The sequence below is a fragment of the Actinomyces vulturis genome (assembly GCF_001687305.1).
In the GTDB taxonomy this organism is placed as follows: Bacteria; Actinomycetota; Actinomycetes; order Actinomycetales; family Actinomycetaceae; genus Actinomyces; species Actinomyces vulturis.
The window spans coordinates 23,336-40,727 of the sequence record NZ_KV700386.1 but is presented as its reverse complement, the minus strand read 5'-3'; the positions used below and the strand labels follow the sequence as shown (position 1 = coordinate 40,727).

Here is a 17,392-nt window from a genome sequence, read left to right as displayed (position 1 = left end):
ACCAGGTGCGGGTGAGCAACCTGTATCTGCGAAGGCGCACACCATGACCACTACTTACCACTCACCTACTCCCCTCTCACCGCGCACGCCCGTGATTACGGGGCTGGGAACCATTAATCCTCTCGGAGTGGACGTGGCCAGCACGTGGGAAGCCTTAGAGGCAGGGACATGTGCCGTGCGTACACTCAATGACCCACGGTTGGAAGAGTTTGGAGTTCCGGTCCACATTGGGGCGCCGCTTCCCGTGGACATTGACCAGTTCCTCTCCCCTAAGGAACGTAAACGCCTTGACCGTGCCACTCAGTGCGCACTGATTGCCGCCCGTGAAGCCTGGGCACAGGCGGGGCTCATCTCCTCTAGCCGGATGGATCAGGCTGACAGTGCGGGCTCTGATGACAACGCTGCCGCCGGGAGTGCTGAATCGGGGAGCGATGCGGCGGCTGTGGTACCGTCGCGCCGCGTTGCCGTAAGTTTCTCCCCCGGCATGGGGATGGTCAACACCGTGGTTGCTACTGCCAATTCACTGCGTGAACGCGGTGCGCGGCGTGTACTCCCCACCGCTGTTCCTGCCCTTATGCCAAATGCCGCTGCGGCCACCATCAGCATTGAGATTGGTGCTCAGGCTGGTGCTCACGCCCCGGCTAGTGCTTGTGCGTCGGGCGCTGAAGCGATTACGCATGCTGCTGACCTCATTGCTCTGGGGCGCGCTGATGTAGTGCTCGCCGGTGGATGTGACGCCACGCTCGAACCTATGCCGCTAGCGGCTTTCGCTGCCATGCGCGCCCTGTCCACACGCAATGATTCCCCGCAGACGTCGAGCCGCCCCTTTGCTACTGACCGTGACGGCTTTGTCATGGGCGAGGGCGCCGGCGCCGTGGTCGTGGAAGCCTACGAGCATGCTGTGGCTCGTGGGGCTGCGATTCTGGGTGTTCTGGCCGGCTATGGGATGTCCAGTGATGCGATGGACGTGGCTCGCCCGGATCCCAGTGGTGAGAGCCAGGAATGGGCACTGAGTCAGGCACTGGAGCAGGCGGTTTCTGCGGGTTTCCTGCGCGATAGTTCCCAGGTGGCTCACGTGAATGCCCATGCGACCTCAACACCGGCCGGAGACGCCGTGGAAGCAGCAATGCTGACCCGTTGCCTTCCCAATGCTGTTATCAGTGCGACGAAGTCTCAGACCGGGCACTTGCTCGGTGGGGCTGGCGCTCTCGAAGCCGTGCTAACGCTGTGCGCACTCCAGCATTCCTGCACGCTGCCTACGCTCTTACCCGGTGACATTGACCCGGTGATTACCAAATCTGGTGCGGTCATCAGTGAAAAAATGAGCCCCGTGCCTTCCAATGCCGCTCACGCCAGTACATCATTCGGTTTTGGGGGACACAACGTGGCACTCATCTTCACTCCAGCGCCTCAGGACTGACCTGACGGCCCGTTCTTATCGTGCTGACAGGGGTGAGCCCCGCGAGTTTTTCTCGCGGGGCTCACCCCTTAATCGATGTTCTTAAGTGATCACCTAATCGGCCTGTCGATGTACAAAGCAACGTTGCACGCATGATGACGCGTCAAGCGACCAGCCGTGTGGTGGCGAACTAGCCTACTCGGTGGAGCCAACGCACGGGGGCTCCAGCACCGGCGTAGCGGAAAGGTTCAAGTTCGTCGTCCCACGCCTGACCGAGGGCAAGATCAAGTTCACGGCGCATCCGTTCTGGATCGGCCGCGTGAACAAGGGCTGCGCGGATTCGGTCTTCGGGAACCACAACGTTGCCGTGGACGTCGGTTTGGGCATGGAAGATACCGAGGTCAGGGGTGTGGGACCACCGGCCGCCGTCGGTCGAGGCGGTGGGTTCTTCGGTCACTTCGTAACGGAGGTTTGCCCATCCGCGAAGAGCGGAGGCAAGGGTGGCTCCGGTTCCTACTTTGCCTACCCATGAGCATTCGGCGCGGAGCATACCGGGGGCGGCGTCTTGCTCGGTCCATTCGAGCAGCACACGAGAGCCCAGGACCTCTTCGCTTGCCCACTGGATGTGGGGGCAGAGCGCACGAGGTGCTGAGTGCACGAAAAGTACACCGCGGGTGTAAGCACCGTTCATGGTGATTGCCTCCTGGTTATTGACGAGGATCGTCTTCCCCAACGGCCTTGTCACGAACTCAACAAGAAGAATCACAATGAAGCACGCGGCGTGCTATGACCATTGTGCCATAACACGCCGCATACTTGCAGTATTGGTGGGTTCAGAGTCCCTGTGCGCGCAGTTCCTTCATGGCCTTAGCGCGTGTCTTTCGATCGAGTCGATCGAGGTAGAGGTGACCTTCGAGGTGGTCGGTCTCATGCTGAAGGCAACGGGCCATAAGTTCTTCACCTTCGACCACAATTTCTTTGCCATCAAGGTTGATGCCTTCAACGCGGGCGTACCAGGCGCGCTCGGTGGGGAACCAAAGGCCCGGAACACTCAAGCAGCCTTCGTCACCATCCTGATATTCCTCCATGTCGGCTTCAACAAGGCGGGGGTTGAGGACGTAGCCGATGTCTCCGTCGATATTCCAGGAGAAGGCTCGCAAACTTACACCGATCTGATTTGCAGCGAGTCCAGCACGACCGTCCTGATCGACATTTTCCAGGAGATCTTCCACAAGAGACTTCACTGTGTCGTCAATGTCAGTAATCCACTCACAGGGGGTGCGCAGTACCGGGTCACCAATGATTCGAATGTCGCGATAAGCCATGGCCCTATCTTCTCACGAAGCCCACAGTAAAGAGAATTAAATAAATGAACATACCACTAGGACCGATTACACAAAAGAAAAGTGGATTATCAATTTAGTATCAATAGTCTCCTGCTAACCTCGAAAATTGCCCCGCCTCAAACATTTCAATCCAGCGGTCGACAACAAGTTGAGGCGTTGATTGGGAAACCCATGCATGACTCCGATCAGCGATCTCTTCTCTTAATCGAACATCTTGGATCATTTTAGCCATCGCATCAGCTAGACTATCTTCAGAGTCACCCGCATTTATCCCACCATCTTGGATAAAAGCCGAGACCGCTGGCGAACACGGGCGAACTAGCGAAGGAACTCTACGAGCCGATGCTTCAAGCAGAACCATTGGCGCCCCCTCAAACGATGAGAACAAACACATAAAAGCAGCGGAATCGAGAACTTTTACAATATCGTTTGTTTCTCCCTCAAAAACTACCTGATCTCCAAATTTTTCACATAAATCCCTTATCTTCTCTTCATCAACACCTGTACCATAAATCCGAAGATTCCAATCAGGAAAATTATCCTTAATTGTTGCGAAAGCACGAATCACCGAATCAACGTTCTTCTCAGGCGCTAAACGGCCAAGAAAAATAATGTCCTTACTAAAACGGTTGTACGGAGAAGATGTCAGTGGGATACGGAGAGGATTCTCCAATACGAGAGGCTCGATTGAAAGAAAATTTGAGAACTCCTGAACATCGCCAACTGACAAGACACTAAAGGTATTAGAGATAGTGACAGAATTTTTCAATTCTTTTTCTTGCCCCCAGCATTGAAGGCCATAAAAACTTTGATGGAACTGTGAATGTAGATAGGCGGGGGAATCATTTTTTTTGTATCCCGCACGGTAAAGAAGATCGCCCGGCTGAGGCTCCATAAAGATAACCAAAGTTTCTTCATTTAGATTTGCAAAATACTTAAGAAGCCTCTTATTTCTCCAAAAACGCCAAAACGGCGTTAAAACTGACTTTGCTTTTAACTTAATTCCGAACAGTCCCGGAAAGCTCTTAGCCAATCGATGATCAGTCGTAAAATTCTCAAATTTATTGATCTGAAAAACATTACCCGGAACACTTGGCATTCGAACAACAGGATTCACAGAGATATAGTCGATCTCTATTCCCCGAGCAGAGAACTCCGTGGCTAAACCTTCGAGAACCGTGTGAATTCCACCAAAGTTACCTAAATTAAGATTCGCGAATACGACTTTTTTCAGCATACGCCACCATTCCTGCAATGACAGTATCCACTATCCAACTTCAAACCGATAAAGGAGCAAGACACCATCGAAATCACCTTCAATATATACAAAAAATCCTCTGGCAAGCCAGAGGACCGTTTGGCTCCCGCGGTTGGACTCGAACCAACAACCGTCCGATTAACAGTCGGATGCTCTGCCATTGAGCTACGCGGGAATTGCGCGTTGACGCGAGTGGAACTCTAACAAGAAGACCCTTGCTGTGTCGAATCGAGTTTTTGGCTTATTTCCAACAGTCCACCGATTTGTGACGAGCCTTACAATAAATCTTCGTACTTCATCTGCTGACGCCGGCTCTCCAGATCCACAATCTTCTGGAATGTTTCGCGATACTCGGGATCTGAAGGAGTCATCCGCCGATGTTCGGAACGCAGTTGCGCCAACTGCTTAGTAAGCGCCATCTGAGTCATGGACTTAAGCACTCCCCTTGCATAAGCAGACTCAGCGCCTTTCTGCCCCTCAGCCAAAGGCAAGGGCACCACAGCCAGTTCCGTGATAGCCGCGCCCACCATATCTACAGCACCCTCACGCACATCTTCCAGCCATGCCGCGGTAGCCATCGCGGTCAGATCAGGGCTTTGGGCACGATTACGCTGAAGAGTTTGCAGACGATCTATACACGCTTGCACACCACCAGCAGCCAAAATGGCTTCAAAAATCGCACGATGCATGGGGAGAGAAAAAACAGCCGGGTCCAAGTCATCGACTGCCGCTGCGGAAGCAATCACTGGCATCTGGAGAATCACCTCAAGGGCTTGACGTTCCAATTTTGTCACCGGATCAGTAATTGCTGGACGCTGGGATGGTATCTGAGGACCATCTGCCTGCGGCGCTTGCTGTGCGTACTGACTGTACGGCGAGTTCATCTGACCTTGAGGGGGCTGTTGGTTATACGAAGGACGTTGAGAACCTTGCTGTGCGTAGTGAGAACCGCGAGCGCTGTCAGCAGAATTGCCCTGCCCTGTTCTACGTGAGGAGGTTGCGCGCTGAACTTCTTGACGTACATCCGCCTCAGGCATTCCCAACCATCCTGCCAGGGAACGGGTGTACTCACGACGCAGTGCGACGTCGCGAATGTGAGCCACGACGGGAGCAGCGGCACGTAAACCTGCAACACGCCCTTCAGGAGTAAACAGGTCCACGCTATTGAGGGTCGATTTAATGACGAATTCGAAGAGTGGCTTACGACCTTCAACAAGATCTACCACTCCTTGCGGACCTCGAGCCATGCGCACTTCACAGGGATCCATGCCACTTGACTCAACCGCCACAAAAGTTTGAGCGGCAAAGTGCTGATCTTCTCCAAAGGCACGTAGGGCTGCTTTTTGGCCGGCAGCATCACCGTCGAAAGTGAAAATCACTTCACCGCCATGGGTGTGGCTACCTCCGCCAAGCATGAGCCCTGCCGCTGGGTTGGCACTGTCCCCCAGTAAACGACGCACGATACGCACGTGACCTTCACCGAAAGCGGTCCCGCATGTCGCTACGGCGGTGGTGATACCGGACAGGTGTGCTGCCATTACGTCTGTGTAGCCCTCAACCACCACGACGCGTTTGGTGGAGGCAATATCTTTCTTTGCCAAATCCAGACCGTAGAGAACAGTGGATTTTTTGTAGACAGCAGTCTCGGGAGTGTTGAGGTATTTAGGGCCTTGGTCGTCGTCGGAGAGTTTGCGTGCCCCGAAACCTACGGTTGCACCCGTGACGTCGCGAATAGGCCAGATGAGACGGTCACGGAAACGGTCATAGATTCCACGGTTTCCTTGGGTACACAGGCCACTGTCAACGAGTTCTGAGTCTGTGAAGCCCTGAGAACGCAGGTATTTAGTGAGATTGTCCCATCCGGGAAGGGCATAACCCACACCAAAATACTCGGCATTGGATCGATCGAATCCTCGCCCAGTGAGGAAATCGCGACCTGCTTGCGCTTGAGGACCAGCAAGGTTTTTCTGAAACCAAGTTTCTGCCATGCGGTTAGCGTCCATGAGACGTTGACGTGTTCCCACGTCCACGCCTTGATGCATGGCGCCACCTTCTTCGTAGCGCAGTTGAATACCGGTTTTGGTGGCGAGGTATTCGACGGCTTCCACAAAACTCATGTGGTTGATGCGCTGAACAAAACTAACAACGTCCCCGCCGTCACCACAGCCGAAGCAATGCCATAAGCCCATGTGAGGGCGGACGTGGAAAGAGGGGGTGCGTTCATCGTGAAAAGGGCACAGACCTTTCAGTGCCCCGACACCAGCAGGCTTTAAGGTGACGTGTTCGCCGACGATCTGTTCGATACTGGCGCGTTCACGTACGGTGTCAATGTCTTCACGTTTGATTCGTCCCGCCACGCTCACATCTTAACCGTAGGCATTCATCAACGAATACGTTCCCAGATTATCAAGAGCAAAGTTACCGCTCCTGGCAACTCTTTGGTTAAGACATAAACCTTTATAGTTCGGAAAACATTCCGCACAGGCGTGCGTGCCATTGACGTGCACTGGTATCAGTCAATGAAGCAATCTGGTCTACTACCACACGGAGTTTCTCATCATCCGTTGAACAGCGTTGCCAATCCTCAGCGAAAGCAGCATCGAGCGCTGCCGGTCCCTGTTCCATTAAAGCATCCGCTAAATCAAAAATAACGGTACGCTGACGCAGGTACACCGGCTCATGTTCACGCGGAGCCATCACATAGCGCACAGCGCACCCCTTGAGCAGAAGTATTTCCGCTGCGGTTTCCCTACTAATCACGAGTGAGGCGTTGTATCGACCGAGCGGTTCATTCCCAGCTACAGCTCGAGTGGACTGCGCAACGGCTTTCACAAAGCGACCGATGAGATCAGAAGTGAAGGTTTTTAATGCGGCCTGGCTAGCACGTGAGCCGTCATAACTGGTGAGCCACATGGTTGAAGTGCGCAGGCGCTCCCACGCTTGTCCCAATTCGTCGCGGCTAACGGAGGGTTTGTACCAGGCGATCACTTCATCGAGAAGTGCGTCACGTTCTTTGTCATCGTCAGCGGCAATGGGATTCATTCGACCTAACGCAATCGCGTCCTCCACATCATGGACTGAATAACCCACATCGTCTGATACGTCCATGATGTCCGCTTCCAGGCACCGTGCGCTTGCAGGCAAATCGGCGGGCTTACCTTGGCGCATCCATGAAAAAATGGGTTCATCATCTGTGTAACAGCCGAATTTTCGATGATGGGGGGACTGTGGATCTGTGGCTTGCTGCCAGGGGTATTTGGCCACGGCGTCAAGACATGCTCGAGTAAGGTTCAGACCAACACAATCGCCTTGAGAATCGAGTGTTTTGGGCTCAAGACGAGTCAGGATGCGGAATGTTTGGGCATTACCTTCAAATCCACCGATAGATGCGGCAACAGTATTAAGTGCATTCTCACCGTTGTGCCCGTAAGGCGGGTGACCAAGATCGTGACTCAGGCATGCGGCATCCACTACATCAGGGTCGCACCCCAGGGCGCTGGCTAACGCGCGCCCCACTTGGGCCACTTCAAGAGAGTGAGTGAGTCGGGTACGTACAAAGTCATCCGACGCCGGACCCAAGACTTGGGTTTTTGCGCCGAGTCTGCGCAGGGCTGAAGAGTGCAAAACTCTGGCACGGTCCCGTTCGAAAGGCGTACGTTGTGGATTCTTTCCAGTCTCGGGAACCCACCGTTCCGTGGATTCCTGGTTATAGCCATAGGTCTGCGCTCCCATAATTGACACAGTACCGTAGGGTGGGCACAAGTGGCAGACAGGCTGTTGGAAAAATAGAGTGTGAGGTATCTCTTGCCCTCTGTAGAGAGAAACGGGACCTTAGTATTCACCCTGAGGTCTGCTAAAACCGGTTAGGATGAACGGGTGCTGCCCGATACCGCCCCAATAGCGGTTGATGACTACACAGCGCCCGCGTTGACTACTGATATTGGAGGTGCCCAGTTTGGCAACAACCACCACGCTGGTGCACCGTAACGATCCCACTCCGTCTGAGTGGTGGCGCGATGGTCTGGTTTATGAGATTGCTCAGCCTTCTTTAAACGTCCATGACCTTGATGCTGTTGACCAGCTCCTCCCCCATATTTCTGCCCTGGGTATTTCTACTGTTTTGCTTCGCCCCAGTGAAGTTGATGTAGAAACTGATCCCACGGCAATGGCTGAGTTCATTGATCACGCTCATCATCAGGGTTTGCGTGTCATCGTTCGCATTTCCGGTGCTTTAAGCCCATTAACTCATCCTTCTTCTGATGGCCCTCCTCCCTGTGTGACAGGCTTGGAGCGTGAAGGTGAGCATCTATTGACTCGTGCTGAAGCCTTCTTAGCTTGTGGGGCCGATGGCTTAGATTTAGGAACGATTGTTCCTCCTCAGGTCGCCCCCGCTACTGATCTCGACCTCCTGTCGTCTCGCGTGACGATTTTGCAGTCACTACTTGCTGAGTATGTTGATGATGGCATCATTGGCGCTGACGCATCTAGCGATTTTCCTGATGCACTCCAGCACCACATTGAAGATGACTGGCTGCACCACTTGCGTGATGATTCGCTAGTACGCACCTCATGGAGTGCTCCCTCAATCACTAAGCAACTGACACGTTCCTTATCACTTCATGATCGTTTCGGTGCTTTGCCTGTCTGGCGCATTCTTCCTTCCTATGCACTGGTGGGCGATAAAATTTCTGACCATGGTCCTCGTTGGTTTGAGGCTGATGAGGCCACGCGTCTGCGTCGTTCACGTGCTCTCCAGCTGATGGCATTGTCCTTGCCAGGCACCATCTACATCCGCCAGGGTGACGAAACAGGATTGCTTGACCGCGAACGTCCAGCGGATGCTCATGATTTCGTGAAGTTAATCCTTCAGCGTAGTGAAGAACAAGAATTAATCGGCAATTCACCATTATCTAACTGCAAAGGCGCCGCAATCCTGCGCGAAGAATGGTCACTCCCTGGTGCGCCGTTGGCTTTTGTTCAAGGCATCGAGTGGTCAAACCCTGAGGTCCTTACGTTTTTGAGCCGCAATATTCTTGTTGTTGTTAATACCTCAAACTCTGATGTGACCTTGCCTGCGGGTGCCAATATTCTGGCATCCTCCTACCCACTGAAACGTCACGGAGAGCATCGCGTGATCCCTCCCCTGACATGTGTCTGGATTGAGGCTAGGACGGTTTCTTGAGTCGCCGTCTCGTCTCGTCACGAGAGTTAGCGTCTACACATTGACTACCGCCCTACGTTAACGTCACTACTCATTCTCATCACTGTATTTCGCAGGCAGATTTGTACCTTGTCGCACTCATCTTTTGCCCAAACATTTGCATGTCCTCAGCCCCAACAGTTTGCATATTAGCGCGTTAATGCATTAATGTTCTTTTATCGCTTTCTTATCCTCTTCGGAAAGACCACACCAATGACTAAGGCTTCCCCACTCTCTCGACGAGCGCTACTGCTTTCTGGACTCTTCAGTGCTGGAGCATTGTCGTTGTCTGCCTGCTCATCGTCACTTGATTCTGTTGAGCACAGCCAATCCGCGATGGACAAAGACGTCGTAGTTCTCGGCTATGACAACACCTTCGTCCCGATGGGATATGACGATAACGGAATCACCAAAGGCTTTGACGTAGACCTTGCCGAGTACGTCTTTACACAGATCGGCAAGAAATATCGCTGGGAAAATATTGACTGGGCGATGAAAGAAGCCGAACTAACTTCCGGCAAAATTGATGCCATCTGGAGCGGCTACACCGTCACTCCTGAACGTCTGAAAAAAGTCTCAGCTACGGATACGTACCTCACCAATGACCAAACCTTCATGGTTCTTGAGGCCTCCGATATTACTTCCAAGGCAGACCTTGCTGGCAAGCAAGTCGCTACACAGGCTGGTTCATCCGCTTTGGATCTCATCACCGCCGATACCGATTTCCTCAACAGTATTGACGGCGCTCAGCCTCTCCTATACGACACCTACGACAAGGCGCTTCGCGACTTGGAAGTGGGACGCGCAGATGCCGTTGCCGGCGATTACATGATGCTCGGCTACTACGCAAAAGCACGCGGCGCAGAGAAATACCGTATTCTTGACGAAAACATGGGAACTGAATCCTGCGTGGTTGCAGTTCGCAAGGATGATCCTGCATTCCTCCAGGCTCTTAATCAGGGTATTGAAGATGCAAAGAATGATGGCACACTGGACAACCTAACCAGCACATGGTTCGGCTGATAACAACCGCCTAAGCACTCAATTTGTTGAGCAACAAACACTGGCTGTGAATGATTCGTTCCAGTTCCCCTAGATGAATCGACTCATCCGCCCCATGGGCACGAGCATCAGGATCCTCAATTCCCGTGACAAGGATTTGAGCCTGAGGGAACTTCTCTTGATACAGAGCCACAAACGGGATGGATGCACCCATCCCTAATGTCACGGCCTGATGCCCCCACGCTTCAGTCATCGCGTCGAGAGCTACCTGAACAGCAGGAGCCTGGTCATCAACCAGACAAGCGGCTCCTAATTCATCACATTCAACCTCAACATGCATACCAAAAGGTGCATGGTTGTGCAGGTGGCGAACCAAGGCTTCATAGGCCTGACGGGTATTTTCTCCGGGCGCGGTACGCAATGACAAACGTGCCCGACACTGAGGTTGAAGGGTACATGATGAATGGGCGACGTCCACGGCGTCGATACCAATGACGCTGATAGAGGGCTGGAACCAGAGACGATCGGTCACACTCCCCTGCCCTAAGAGCGGAACATCATCGCGAATTCCACAATCAGCACGAACAGTATCTTCACTCATATCAATACAACTGAAAGAATCACGCTTGACTGTGCCCTGACGGTGGACGGCTCCACGAAGCCCATCAATTGCCACGTTACCGTGCTCATCATGCAGGGAGGCAACTAGCCTGCACATCGCTGTCACTGCATCGCACGCTACGCCCCCGTACATACCTGAGTGCACAGGGTGATCCATGGTGGAGACAGTTACGAATACCTGAATGACGCCGCGCAGCGACGTCGTCAGTGCCGGCTCACCGAGCGCGGGATTGCCACCGTCAGCCACCACGAGCACATCAGCATCAACAAGATGCCCGTGCTGCTCAAGGAAACTCTCAAAGGAGGCAGATCCAACTTCTTCTTCTCCTTCACTGAGCACGGTAAGAGAGCACGGCAATTCTCCGTTGCCCTCGATAAGTAGATGGTCGATGGTAGCGAGATGAGCAACCAGTCCAGCTCCATCATCGGCGCTTCCACGCCCATACAGTCGTCCATCGATCACACGAGCAGTAAACGGCTCCGTAGTAGTCCATTCAGCCGGGTCTCCTCCAGGCATCACATCATGATGCGCGTAGAGGACCACATGAGGACTACCCTCGGGGCCCGGATAGTGTCCTACCACCGTGGGTAGGCCAAGAGAACCCTCTGGAGTGCGCGTACGATAAATCTCCACGTCACAACCGCGAGCGCCAAGTTGTTCAGCCACCCACTGTGCACTGGCATCAACTCGACTCGGGTCGGCAGTGCTCTGTGAAACTGAATCAATCGCGACAAACTCGGAGAGCAAATCACTATAACGCGGCATACTCTGGCTAATACGGTCACGTAATGAAGAGGATGTCATGGATTTTCCTACGAAGTGTTCAAAGGGCGAAGAGTGGAGGAAAGCGTTTCAGCGGGACCAGGTACGTGCCACGCGAGTAGTCAATGCCGCAAGTGCCTCATCGACATGAAGTGAACCGTTATGGAGAGCATCCATGGTGTACACCGCGTGGATGCCTGCTTGCGCACGTTCTGGCCGTGGCATGGCACAAGAACGGGCAATAACGATAAGCGGTGCAGCGTATTGTTGTGCCCACTGATCGACAAGTGCAAGGTGCGGGAGGCTAGTGGCGTCCCACATATCATCGGCGCAGGTCACTACGATGTCAGGTTCTCCTTCCCCGCCCCATATCAGAGGTGGGTTAAGAATAATCGTGGCGTCGTAGGCACGTGCACCACAGGCTCTCAACGTGAACGCTGCTCCACCGCCAGCACCGCTTCCCCAAGCATTAGGGCTGAGTTCCACCAGTGGATTGATCTGGCGTTGGAGGCGATGCGCTGCGCTGCAGGCTGCACGATCTGCTTGCTGAGCCTCTTCCTCTGTGATACCTGCGGTATCTGTTAATTGCGCTCCCGCACCGTGGAGACCACCTAGGGGACTGTTATCAACGAGTCCTAGAACCAGCGAGGTAGAACGCACCAAAGTTTTCAACTCATTGATTCCCCCGATCTGCTCAATCATCGCCTGTCCCACATCATGGCTGGGGTGACGATCAAGAAGGAGAACAAGAGGAATGGCCTGACCGCGTCGAGCACTTTCGTCGTGACACGCCTGTGCGGCGTCGAGAATAAGGGTGGCGAGGTGAGCACTGGTGAGGTCAGCGGGCCAATAGGAGACGGTCGCATCGCAGACGATGCTTGTTCCTAATGCGGTACGAGCAACAGTCCATGCTCGCTCCGGCAAATGTGTTACTAAGGGCGATGCGGTCTCAGTAGCGGTTGTCCCTCCCTGCTCTATCTCCTGACTCTCGCGATGTAAAGCATCGAATTCAGACAAGAGATGGGGTGAAGGCACCACAAGTGAACTGAGGTGACATTCATCGTCGGGGGCGGCGTTCGTCCAAGCTTCACGCATGATACGACCTGCCTGAGTGGCAAGCATCCATTCCCCCGGCCCCGACTGTGTTGATGGCATCGTGGAGATGGAGAAGGGATCATTAAGACTCAGGCAGGTCGTAACGAAGGCAACACGCTTCACGTATTACTCGCTCAGTTCCCCGCCAAGGCGAGCCAGGAGAAGTGTCTCTGCCAGGATGATGCGTTCAAATTCGCCTAGGTGCATAGACTCATCGGCGCTATGAGCGCGGGTGTCGGGATCTTCGATACCAGTGACAAGCACTTGTGCTTCAGGGAAGACACGCTGAAGATCGGAGATAAAGGGGATAGAACCGCCCTGGCCAATCGTGACGGCCGGGGTTTGCCATGCCTCAGACAAAGATGCCATGGCGTCACGTCCAGCAGGGGTATCGGCGCTGGAATCAAAGGCAGGGCCAAGTTCTCCATTAGTGATGTCCAACTGGGCACCGAAGGGTGCGTGTTCGCGCAGGTGCGTACTAAGCAGATCAAATGCTTCAGCAGGGTTCTGTCCAGGAGCGATGCGCATGGACAGGCGAGCTTTACAGGTGGGGTTGAGGGTATTGGAACTCATAGCCACACTGGTGACGTCCATACCGATAAGGGTAATGGTGGGCTTGGTCCATAGGCGTGCGGCCAGATCTCCCGTACCAATAAGTTCGACGCCGTCAAGAACACCAGCGTCAGCACGGAACTGAGATTCTTCGTAGGTGACGTCGGCCGCGTCACGGCTAACCAATCCCTTCACGGCCACATCACCGTTTTCATCATGAAGAGAGGCAACGAGACGGCACATGGCGGTGGGGGCGTCCATGACTGGGCCACCGTACTGGCCAGAGTGCAGAGCATGATCAAGCATTGACAGAGTGACATCTGCCTGAACTACACCGCGTAGGGAGGTAGTTAATGCGGGAGTACCCACGCACCAATTGGAGGAGTCAGCCACGACAATCACGTCGGCATCTAACTTGTCGCGATAGGTTTCAAGGAAGTTCACAAAGGAGGGGCTGCCAACTTCTTCCTCACCTTCAATGAAAACAGTGACAGAACAGGGAAGACTACCTAGTTCCTTCTTAAGAGTTTCCAGAGCAGCGATATGGGTGATCACGCCGGCTCCATCGTCAGCAGTACCACGACCGTAAAGGCGCTCACCACGGCGTACGGCAGTAAAGGGGTCATCCTGAGTCCATTGGGCAGCATCGCCGGGAGGCTGAACGTCATGATGAGCGTAAAGCAGGACGCGAGGAGCCTCGGCAGGGCCTTCAAAGTGAGCCACCACGGCGGGACGCCCCAATTCACCATCTTCCATGGGAGCACGGAGAATTTCGGGGTCCGCTCCAAGACGTTCGCACAGAGAAGCAACAAACTTAGCGCTGGCCACCAACTGCTCTTGATCGAAAGATGAAGAAGAGACTGAAGGGATGGCTACAAGGTCACATAAATCGTCCACGTAGCCCTCAAAAGACTCATGAACGGCGGTCCGGAGTGAAGAAACAGTACTCATGCTTTTCAGACTATCGCTAAATTGCCGCTACCCTTACCTTGTGAGTTGGCTAAAGAAGAATGAACCTGCCCCTACCGCCGAAAAGAAGACTGCCTCTGCGCACCAGTCCTCCGAACAATCTCATCGTTCTCAAGGCAAAAAGGGCCGTCCTACCCCCAAACGTCGCGATGCTCAGGCTCAGCGCATTCAGCCTATTGTCCCTAAGGACCGTAAGGCTGCCAAGCGTGCTGAGCGTGCTCGTCGCGATGCAGCCTTTGAGCGTCAGCGCGAAGCGATGATGACTGGCGATGAGCGTTACCTGCCAGCACGTGACAAGGGGCGCGTCCGTCGCTTCGCCCGCGATTACGTGGATGCTCGCTACAGCATCGGCGAGTTATTCCTTCCTATCACTTTGCTCATGTTGGTCATGATGTTTATCTTGGGTCAGACCATACCCACCTCCAGCGCTGCTGTATGGCTCATGATCGGCATTTATGTGTGGTTCGCCGTGGCTATCGGTGACAGTGTGATCGCCTGGAGGCGAATTCAGTCTCGAGTAAACGAAAAATTCGATGAGACTGAGGTTGCTCGTGGTGGCCGCCTATTCTTCTACGTATTCAGCCGTTGCTTCCAGTTACGCCGTTGGCGTCAGCCAGTTGCGATGGTTCAGCGCGGCGAGTTCCCCAAGTAAAACTCAGGTGTTTTTGTCTCCTTGATGCCTGCGAAGGCCGACGTTACCCGTTAGTCTGGTAAGCATGATTGAACACCGTCACCTTGGTTCGTCCGGATTAAAAATCTCTTCACTCACCTACGGAAACTGGCTTACGCACGGTTCTCAGGTGGAGTCCGATATCGCCACCAAGTGTGTGGAAACTGCACTTGACCTCGGTATCACCAGTTTCGACACAGCAGACACTTACGCCAACACTGCTGCTGAGTCTGTTCTTGGCCAGGCTCTTAAAGGCCAGCGCCGTGAATCCTTGGAAATCTTTACCAAGGTCTACTGGCCTACTGGTCCGATGGGCCCCAATGACTGTGGCCTGTCCCGTAAGCACATCATGGAATCCATCAACGGTTCTCTCAAACGCTTACAGACCGATTACGTTGATCTCTACCAGGCTCATCGATTCGATTACGCCACACCGCTGGAAGAAACCATGCAGGCCTTTGCGGACGTGGTGCACTCAGGAAAGGCTCTCTACATCGGCGTCTCAGAGTGGAAGGCTGAAGAGATTCGCCGCGGCCAGGAACTGGCTACCCAGATGGGCTTCCGCTTGATTTCCTCCCAGCCGCAGTACTCGATGCTGTGGCGCATCATTGAGCCCGAAGTCGTCCCCACCTGCCAGGAACTGGGCATTGGTCAAATCGTCTGGTCTCCCCTGGCCGAAGGCGTGCTCACCGGTAAGTACGCTCCTGGTCAGGAACCTCCGGCAGGCTCCCGTGCTACCGATCATAAAGGCGGTGCTCAGATGATTGCCCGCTGGATGCGTGATGACGTTCTTAACGCTGTCGCTAATCTCAAGCCCATCGCCGATGATCTTGGTGTCACTATGGCTCAGATGTCTCTAGCTTGGGTCCTATCACGTCCCGGAATCAGTGCTGCCATCATTGGTGCTTCTCGCCCTGAGCAGTTGGTTGAGAACGTTAAGGCAACTGACGTTACTCTCAATGATTCCGCCATGGATGCCATTGATAAAGCCATCGGTGACGTCGTAGAACGTGATCCGGCAAAAACCGCATCACCTGCAAAACGGCCCTGCTGACACTAATGGCAATTTCTCGACGTCTGGCTCTGGGGCTCGGCTTAAGCGGAACCATCGGTGCGCTCGCCCTATGGGACATTTTTGGCCCGCAAAGTCCTGTAGAAGATTCTGAAGATCCTGAGGTTTTAACTAATGAACCTCAGGATGAGAGTTCTGCTCCCCCAGAGCCAGCCGATGAGAATGCTATTCCTGACCTATTCATCACTTGGGCGCCTAGCACAAACAATCCCGGCTCGACACTCGCCGCCACTCGTGTGACCCCATCGGAGTCAAAATGGACCACGAATAAGCCACTTTGGTCCACTCCTGCAGAAGTTGGTTTTGTTGCCGGGGCTCTATCCCTCAACGGCAACATGTGGGGTTCATGGGCTGAAGGCGATAAGCGCGTGGTCGGGTTAGCGACTCCCGATACACTGAAACCTGCGCAATTCACATGGCATAACAATCATGTCCCCTCAGGTAATCCCATCGGTCAAATGGCCCTATCAGGGACCACACTCGTATGGATCATGGATGATCCAGAGAACAGCGACTGGCATGTAGTCACCTGGGATACTTCAGGGTCCACTCCAGCACGAGTGATTTACTCCGCCTCTGAGAACAAACTGACAGCAAAAACAATTCTCGTTTGGACGCTTCGTCCTATCATCAGTGGTTCATGGGTCATTGTGGAAGATCATTCGCCTAACCCAAGTTGGTTTGTCATGGTCTCGCTGACTTCCTCAGCGCGGATCGTTCGCTCCACTATGTCCTGGCCACAGGCGGTTGTCTCATCAGTGCCGGTGAGTGACCTCAATCAAAGCGGTGCTACTCCCTGGGGGCCAGGTATTCTGCTTCCCTCAGCGTCAAATGAACAAGGTGATTTCCCCGAGGGTTCGTTTACCTTATCGACTATAGAAGGCAAGGAAGAGGACTCAGCCAACAAGGGAAAAGCCACCACACGTTGTTTTGTCGCTGCCCACGACCACTCCCCTATCGCGGGACTAAGTTTCAGCGCTGGATGCGATGAAGTAATTATTTCTGTGGCTGGAATAACTCCCGATTGGAATGCTGCTCTTCTTCTCGGTGCAAATCGTTCAACAAGAATGATTACAGGAATACAACACTGTGATGTGATCACCTCGTCGGCACCGAAAAAAGCTGCGATTTTACGAGAAATTACCTATTTGACCTATCTCGGTCCTGATGGAGAGGTGCTGCGAGCTCCTTGGGGAAACGAACTATCTCTAGAGTTCTATGCCCCTGGAGAGGACGTGCTGGTAGGGCCTGGTGGCCATGTCGCGCTACGTCCACATGATCCTTCTGTCGATAAATGGGATATTTTGGCGCCTCCTACCGCGCAAAATCAGTCCAAAGATGGGACAACAGAATCAAGCAATAAGTAGCCCATCTCCACCACCACAAGGTAAAAATCTGCGCGTTCTGCCAAGAGAACGCGCAGATTTCTCACTACTACTGATCAG

The 17,392-nt window shown here is 53.7% G+C and carries 14 protein-coding genes and 1 tRNA gene; 6 read left to right on the top strand and 9 right to left on the bottom strand.

All coding sequences use genetic code 11. From position 1 onward, the window contains the following. The first annotated feature begins 43 nt into the window (after positions 1 to 43). Positions 44 to 1,420, top strand: a complete 1,377-nt coding sequence (locus A9753_RS03540; RefSeq protein ID WP_067780503.1) for a beta-ketoacyl-[acyl-carrier-protein] synthase family protein — start codon at positions 44 to 46, stop codon at positions 1,418 to 1,420. A 169-nt stretch (positions 1,421 to 1,589) separates the two neighbouring features. Here the strand turns inward: A9753_RS03540 and A9753_RS03535 are convergent, their stop codons facing one another. From A9753_RS03535 to A9753_RS03510, 6 genes are all read right to left on the bottom strand, one after another. Next, on the bottom strand, positions 1,590 to 2,090 hold the full coding sequence (locus tag A9753_RS03535; RefSeq protein WP_067780497.1) for a DUF3145 domain-containing protein: 501 nt from the start codon (positions 2,088 to 2,090) through the stop codon (positions 1,590 to 1,592). A gap of 142 nt (positions 2,091 to 2,232) precedes the next feature. Next, entirely contained in the window at positions 2,233 to 2,724 is a 492-nt protein-coding gene (def, locus tag A9753_RS03530; RefSeq protein ID WP_067780492.1) for a peptide deformylase, read from the bottom strand. A 100-nt stretch (positions 2,725 to 2,824) separates the two neighbouring features. Then, on the bottom strand, positions 2,825 to 3,982 hold the full coding sequence (locus A9753_RS03525) for a glycosyltransferase (RefSeq protein WP_067780487.1): 1,158 nt from the start codon (positions 3,980 to 3,982) through the stop codon (positions 2,825 to 2,827). A 121-nt stretch (positions 3,983 to 4,103) separates the two neighbouring features. Then, positions 4,104 to 4,178, bottom strand: a tRNA-Asn gene (locus tag A9753_RS03520). A 100-nt stretch (positions 4,179 to 4,278) separates the two neighbouring features. Continuing rightward, positions 4,279 to 6,360 (bottom strand): DNA primase, encoded by a 2,082-nt coding sequence (dnaG, locus tag A9753_RS03515; protein ID WP_067781063.1) that lies wholly within the window; start codon positions 6,358 to 6,360, stop codon positions 4,279 to 4,281. Between the two features lie 100 nt (positions 6,361 to 6,460). After that, complete coding sequence (locus A9753_RS03510) at positions 6,461 to 7,735, bottom strand: deoxyguanosinetriphosphate triphosphohydrolase (RefSeq protein WP_067780482.1); 1,275 nt, start codon at positions 7,733 to 7,735, stop codon at positions 6,461 to 6,463. 223 nt (positions 7,736 to 7,958) lie between these two features. Here A9753_RS03510 and A9753_RS03505 point away from each other — a divergent pair, with 223 nt between their 5' ends. Beyond that, complete coding sequence (locus A9753_RS03505; RefSeq protein ID WP_067780479.1) at positions 7,959 to 9,185, top strand: alpha-amylase family protein; 1,227 nt, start codon at positions 7,959 to 7,961, stop codon at positions 9,183 to 9,185. A 231-nt stretch (positions 9,186 to 9,416) separates the two neighbouring features. Next, complete coding sequence (locus A9753_RS03500) at positions 9,417 to 10,226, top strand: amino acid ABC transporter substrate-binding protein (protein WP_067780475.1); 810 nt, start codon at positions 9,417 to 9,419, stop codon at positions 10,224 to 10,226. A gap of 10 nt (positions 10,227 to 10,236) precedes the next feature. Here A9753_RS03500 and A9753_RS03495 read toward each other — a convergent pair whose 3' ends face one another. The 3 genes from A9753_RS03495 to A9753_RS03485 are packed head-to-tail and all read right to left on the bottom strand — an operon-like array spanning position 10,237 to position 14,187. Continuing rightward, the gene (locus tag A9753_RS03495) at positions 10,237 to 11,631 is read right to left on the bottom strand and encodes a M20/M25/M40 family metallo-hydrolase (RefSeq protein WP_067780473.1); all 1,395 of its coding nucleotides are present in this window, start codon (positions 11,629 to 11,631) and stop codon (positions 10,237 to 10,239) included. A gap of 48 nt (positions 11,632 to 11,679) precedes the next feature. Further along, on the bottom strand, positions 11,680 to 12,807 hold the full coding sequence (locus A9753_RS03490) for a glycerate kinase (protein WP_141673292.1): 1,128 nt from the start codon (positions 12,805 to 12,807) through the stop codon (positions 11,680 to 11,682). Positions 12,808 to 12,810: 3 nt separating this feature from the next. Continuing rightward, a complete protein-coding gene (locus A9753_RS03485; RefSeq protein WP_067780465.1) occupies positions 12,811 to 14,187 on the bottom strand; it encodes a dipeptidase in 1,377 nt (458 codons plus the stop codon). On the opposite strand from A9753_RS03485, the gene A9753_RS03480 reads away from it, so the two are divergent. The 3 genes from A9753_RS03480 to A9753_RS03470 all read left to right on the top strand — a co-directional run bounded on the left by A9753_RS03480 (position 14,186) and on the right by A9753_RS03470 (position 17,314). Beyond that, on the top strand, positions 14,186 to 14,857 hold the full coding sequence (locus tag A9753_RS03480) for a DUF3043 domain-containing protein (protein ID WP_083090270.1): 672 nt from the start codon (positions 14,186 to 14,188) through the stop codon (positions 14,855 to 14,857). The two genes, A9753_RS03485 and A9753_RS03480, sit on opposite strands and share 2 nt — an antisense overlap. 64 nt (positions 14,858 to 14,921) lie before the next feature. Further along, a complete protein-coding gene (locus A9753_RS03475; RefSeq protein ID WP_067780462.1) occupies positions 14,922 to 15,929 on the top strand; it encodes an aldo/keto reductase family protein in 1,008 nt (335 codons plus the stop codon). Between the two features lie 5 nt (positions 15,930 to 15,934). Continuing rightward, on the top strand, positions 15,935 to 17,314 hold the full coding sequence (locus tag A9753_RS03470; protein WP_067780457.1) for a hypothetical protein: 1,380 nt from the start codon (positions 15,935 to 15,937) through the stop codon (positions 17,312 to 17,314). Positions 17,315 to 17,392 lie beyond the last annotated feature (78 nt).

Excerpts from the sequence above, each read along its gene's own strand:
- A9753_RS03540 (WP_067780503.1), top strand. The coding sequence starts at position 44 with ATGACCACTACTTACCACTCACCTACTCCCCTCTCACCGCGCACGCCC.
- A9753_RS03535 (WP_067780497.1), bottom strand. The coding sequence starts at position 2,090 with ATGAACGGTGCTTACACCCGCGGTGTACTTTTCGTGCACTCAGCACCT.
- def (WP_067780492.1), bottom strand. The coding sequence starts at position 2,724 with ATGGCTTATCGCGACATTCGAATCATTGGTGACCCGGTACTGCGCACC.
- A9753_RS03525 (WP_067780487.1), bottom strand. The coding sequence starts at position 3,982 with ATGCTGAAAAAAGTCGTATTCGCGAATCTTAATTTAGGTAACTTTGGT.
- A9753_RS03510 (WP_067780482.1), bottom strand. The coding sequence starts at position 7,735 with ATGGGAGCGCAGACCTATGGCTATAACCAGGAATCCACGGAACGGTGG.
- A9753_RS03500 (WP_067780475.1), top strand. The coding sequence starts at position 9,417 with ATGACTAAGGCTTCCCCACTCTCTCGACGAGCGCTACTGCTTTCTGGA.
- A9753_RS03495 (WP_067780473.1), bottom strand. The coding sequence starts at position 11,631 with ATGACATCCTCTTCATTACGTGACCGTATTAGCCAGAGTATGCCGCGT.
- A9753_RS03480 (WP_083090270.1), top strand. The coding sequence starts at position 14,186 with ATGCTTTTCAGACTATCGCTAAATTGCCGCTACCCTTACCTTGTGAGT.
- A9753_RS03485 (WP_067780465.1), bottom strand. The coding sequence starts at position 14,187 with ATGAGTACTGTTTCTTCACTCCGGACCGCCGTTCATGAGTCTTTTGAG.
- A9753_RS03475 (WP_067780462.1), top strand. The coding sequence starts at position 14,922 with ATGATTGAACACCGTCACCTTGGTTCGTCCGGATTAAAAATCTCTTCA.
- A9753_RS03470 (WP_067780457.1), top strand. The coding sequence starts at position 15,935 with ATGGCAATTTCTCGACGTCTGGCTCTGGGGCTCGGCTTAAGCGGAACC.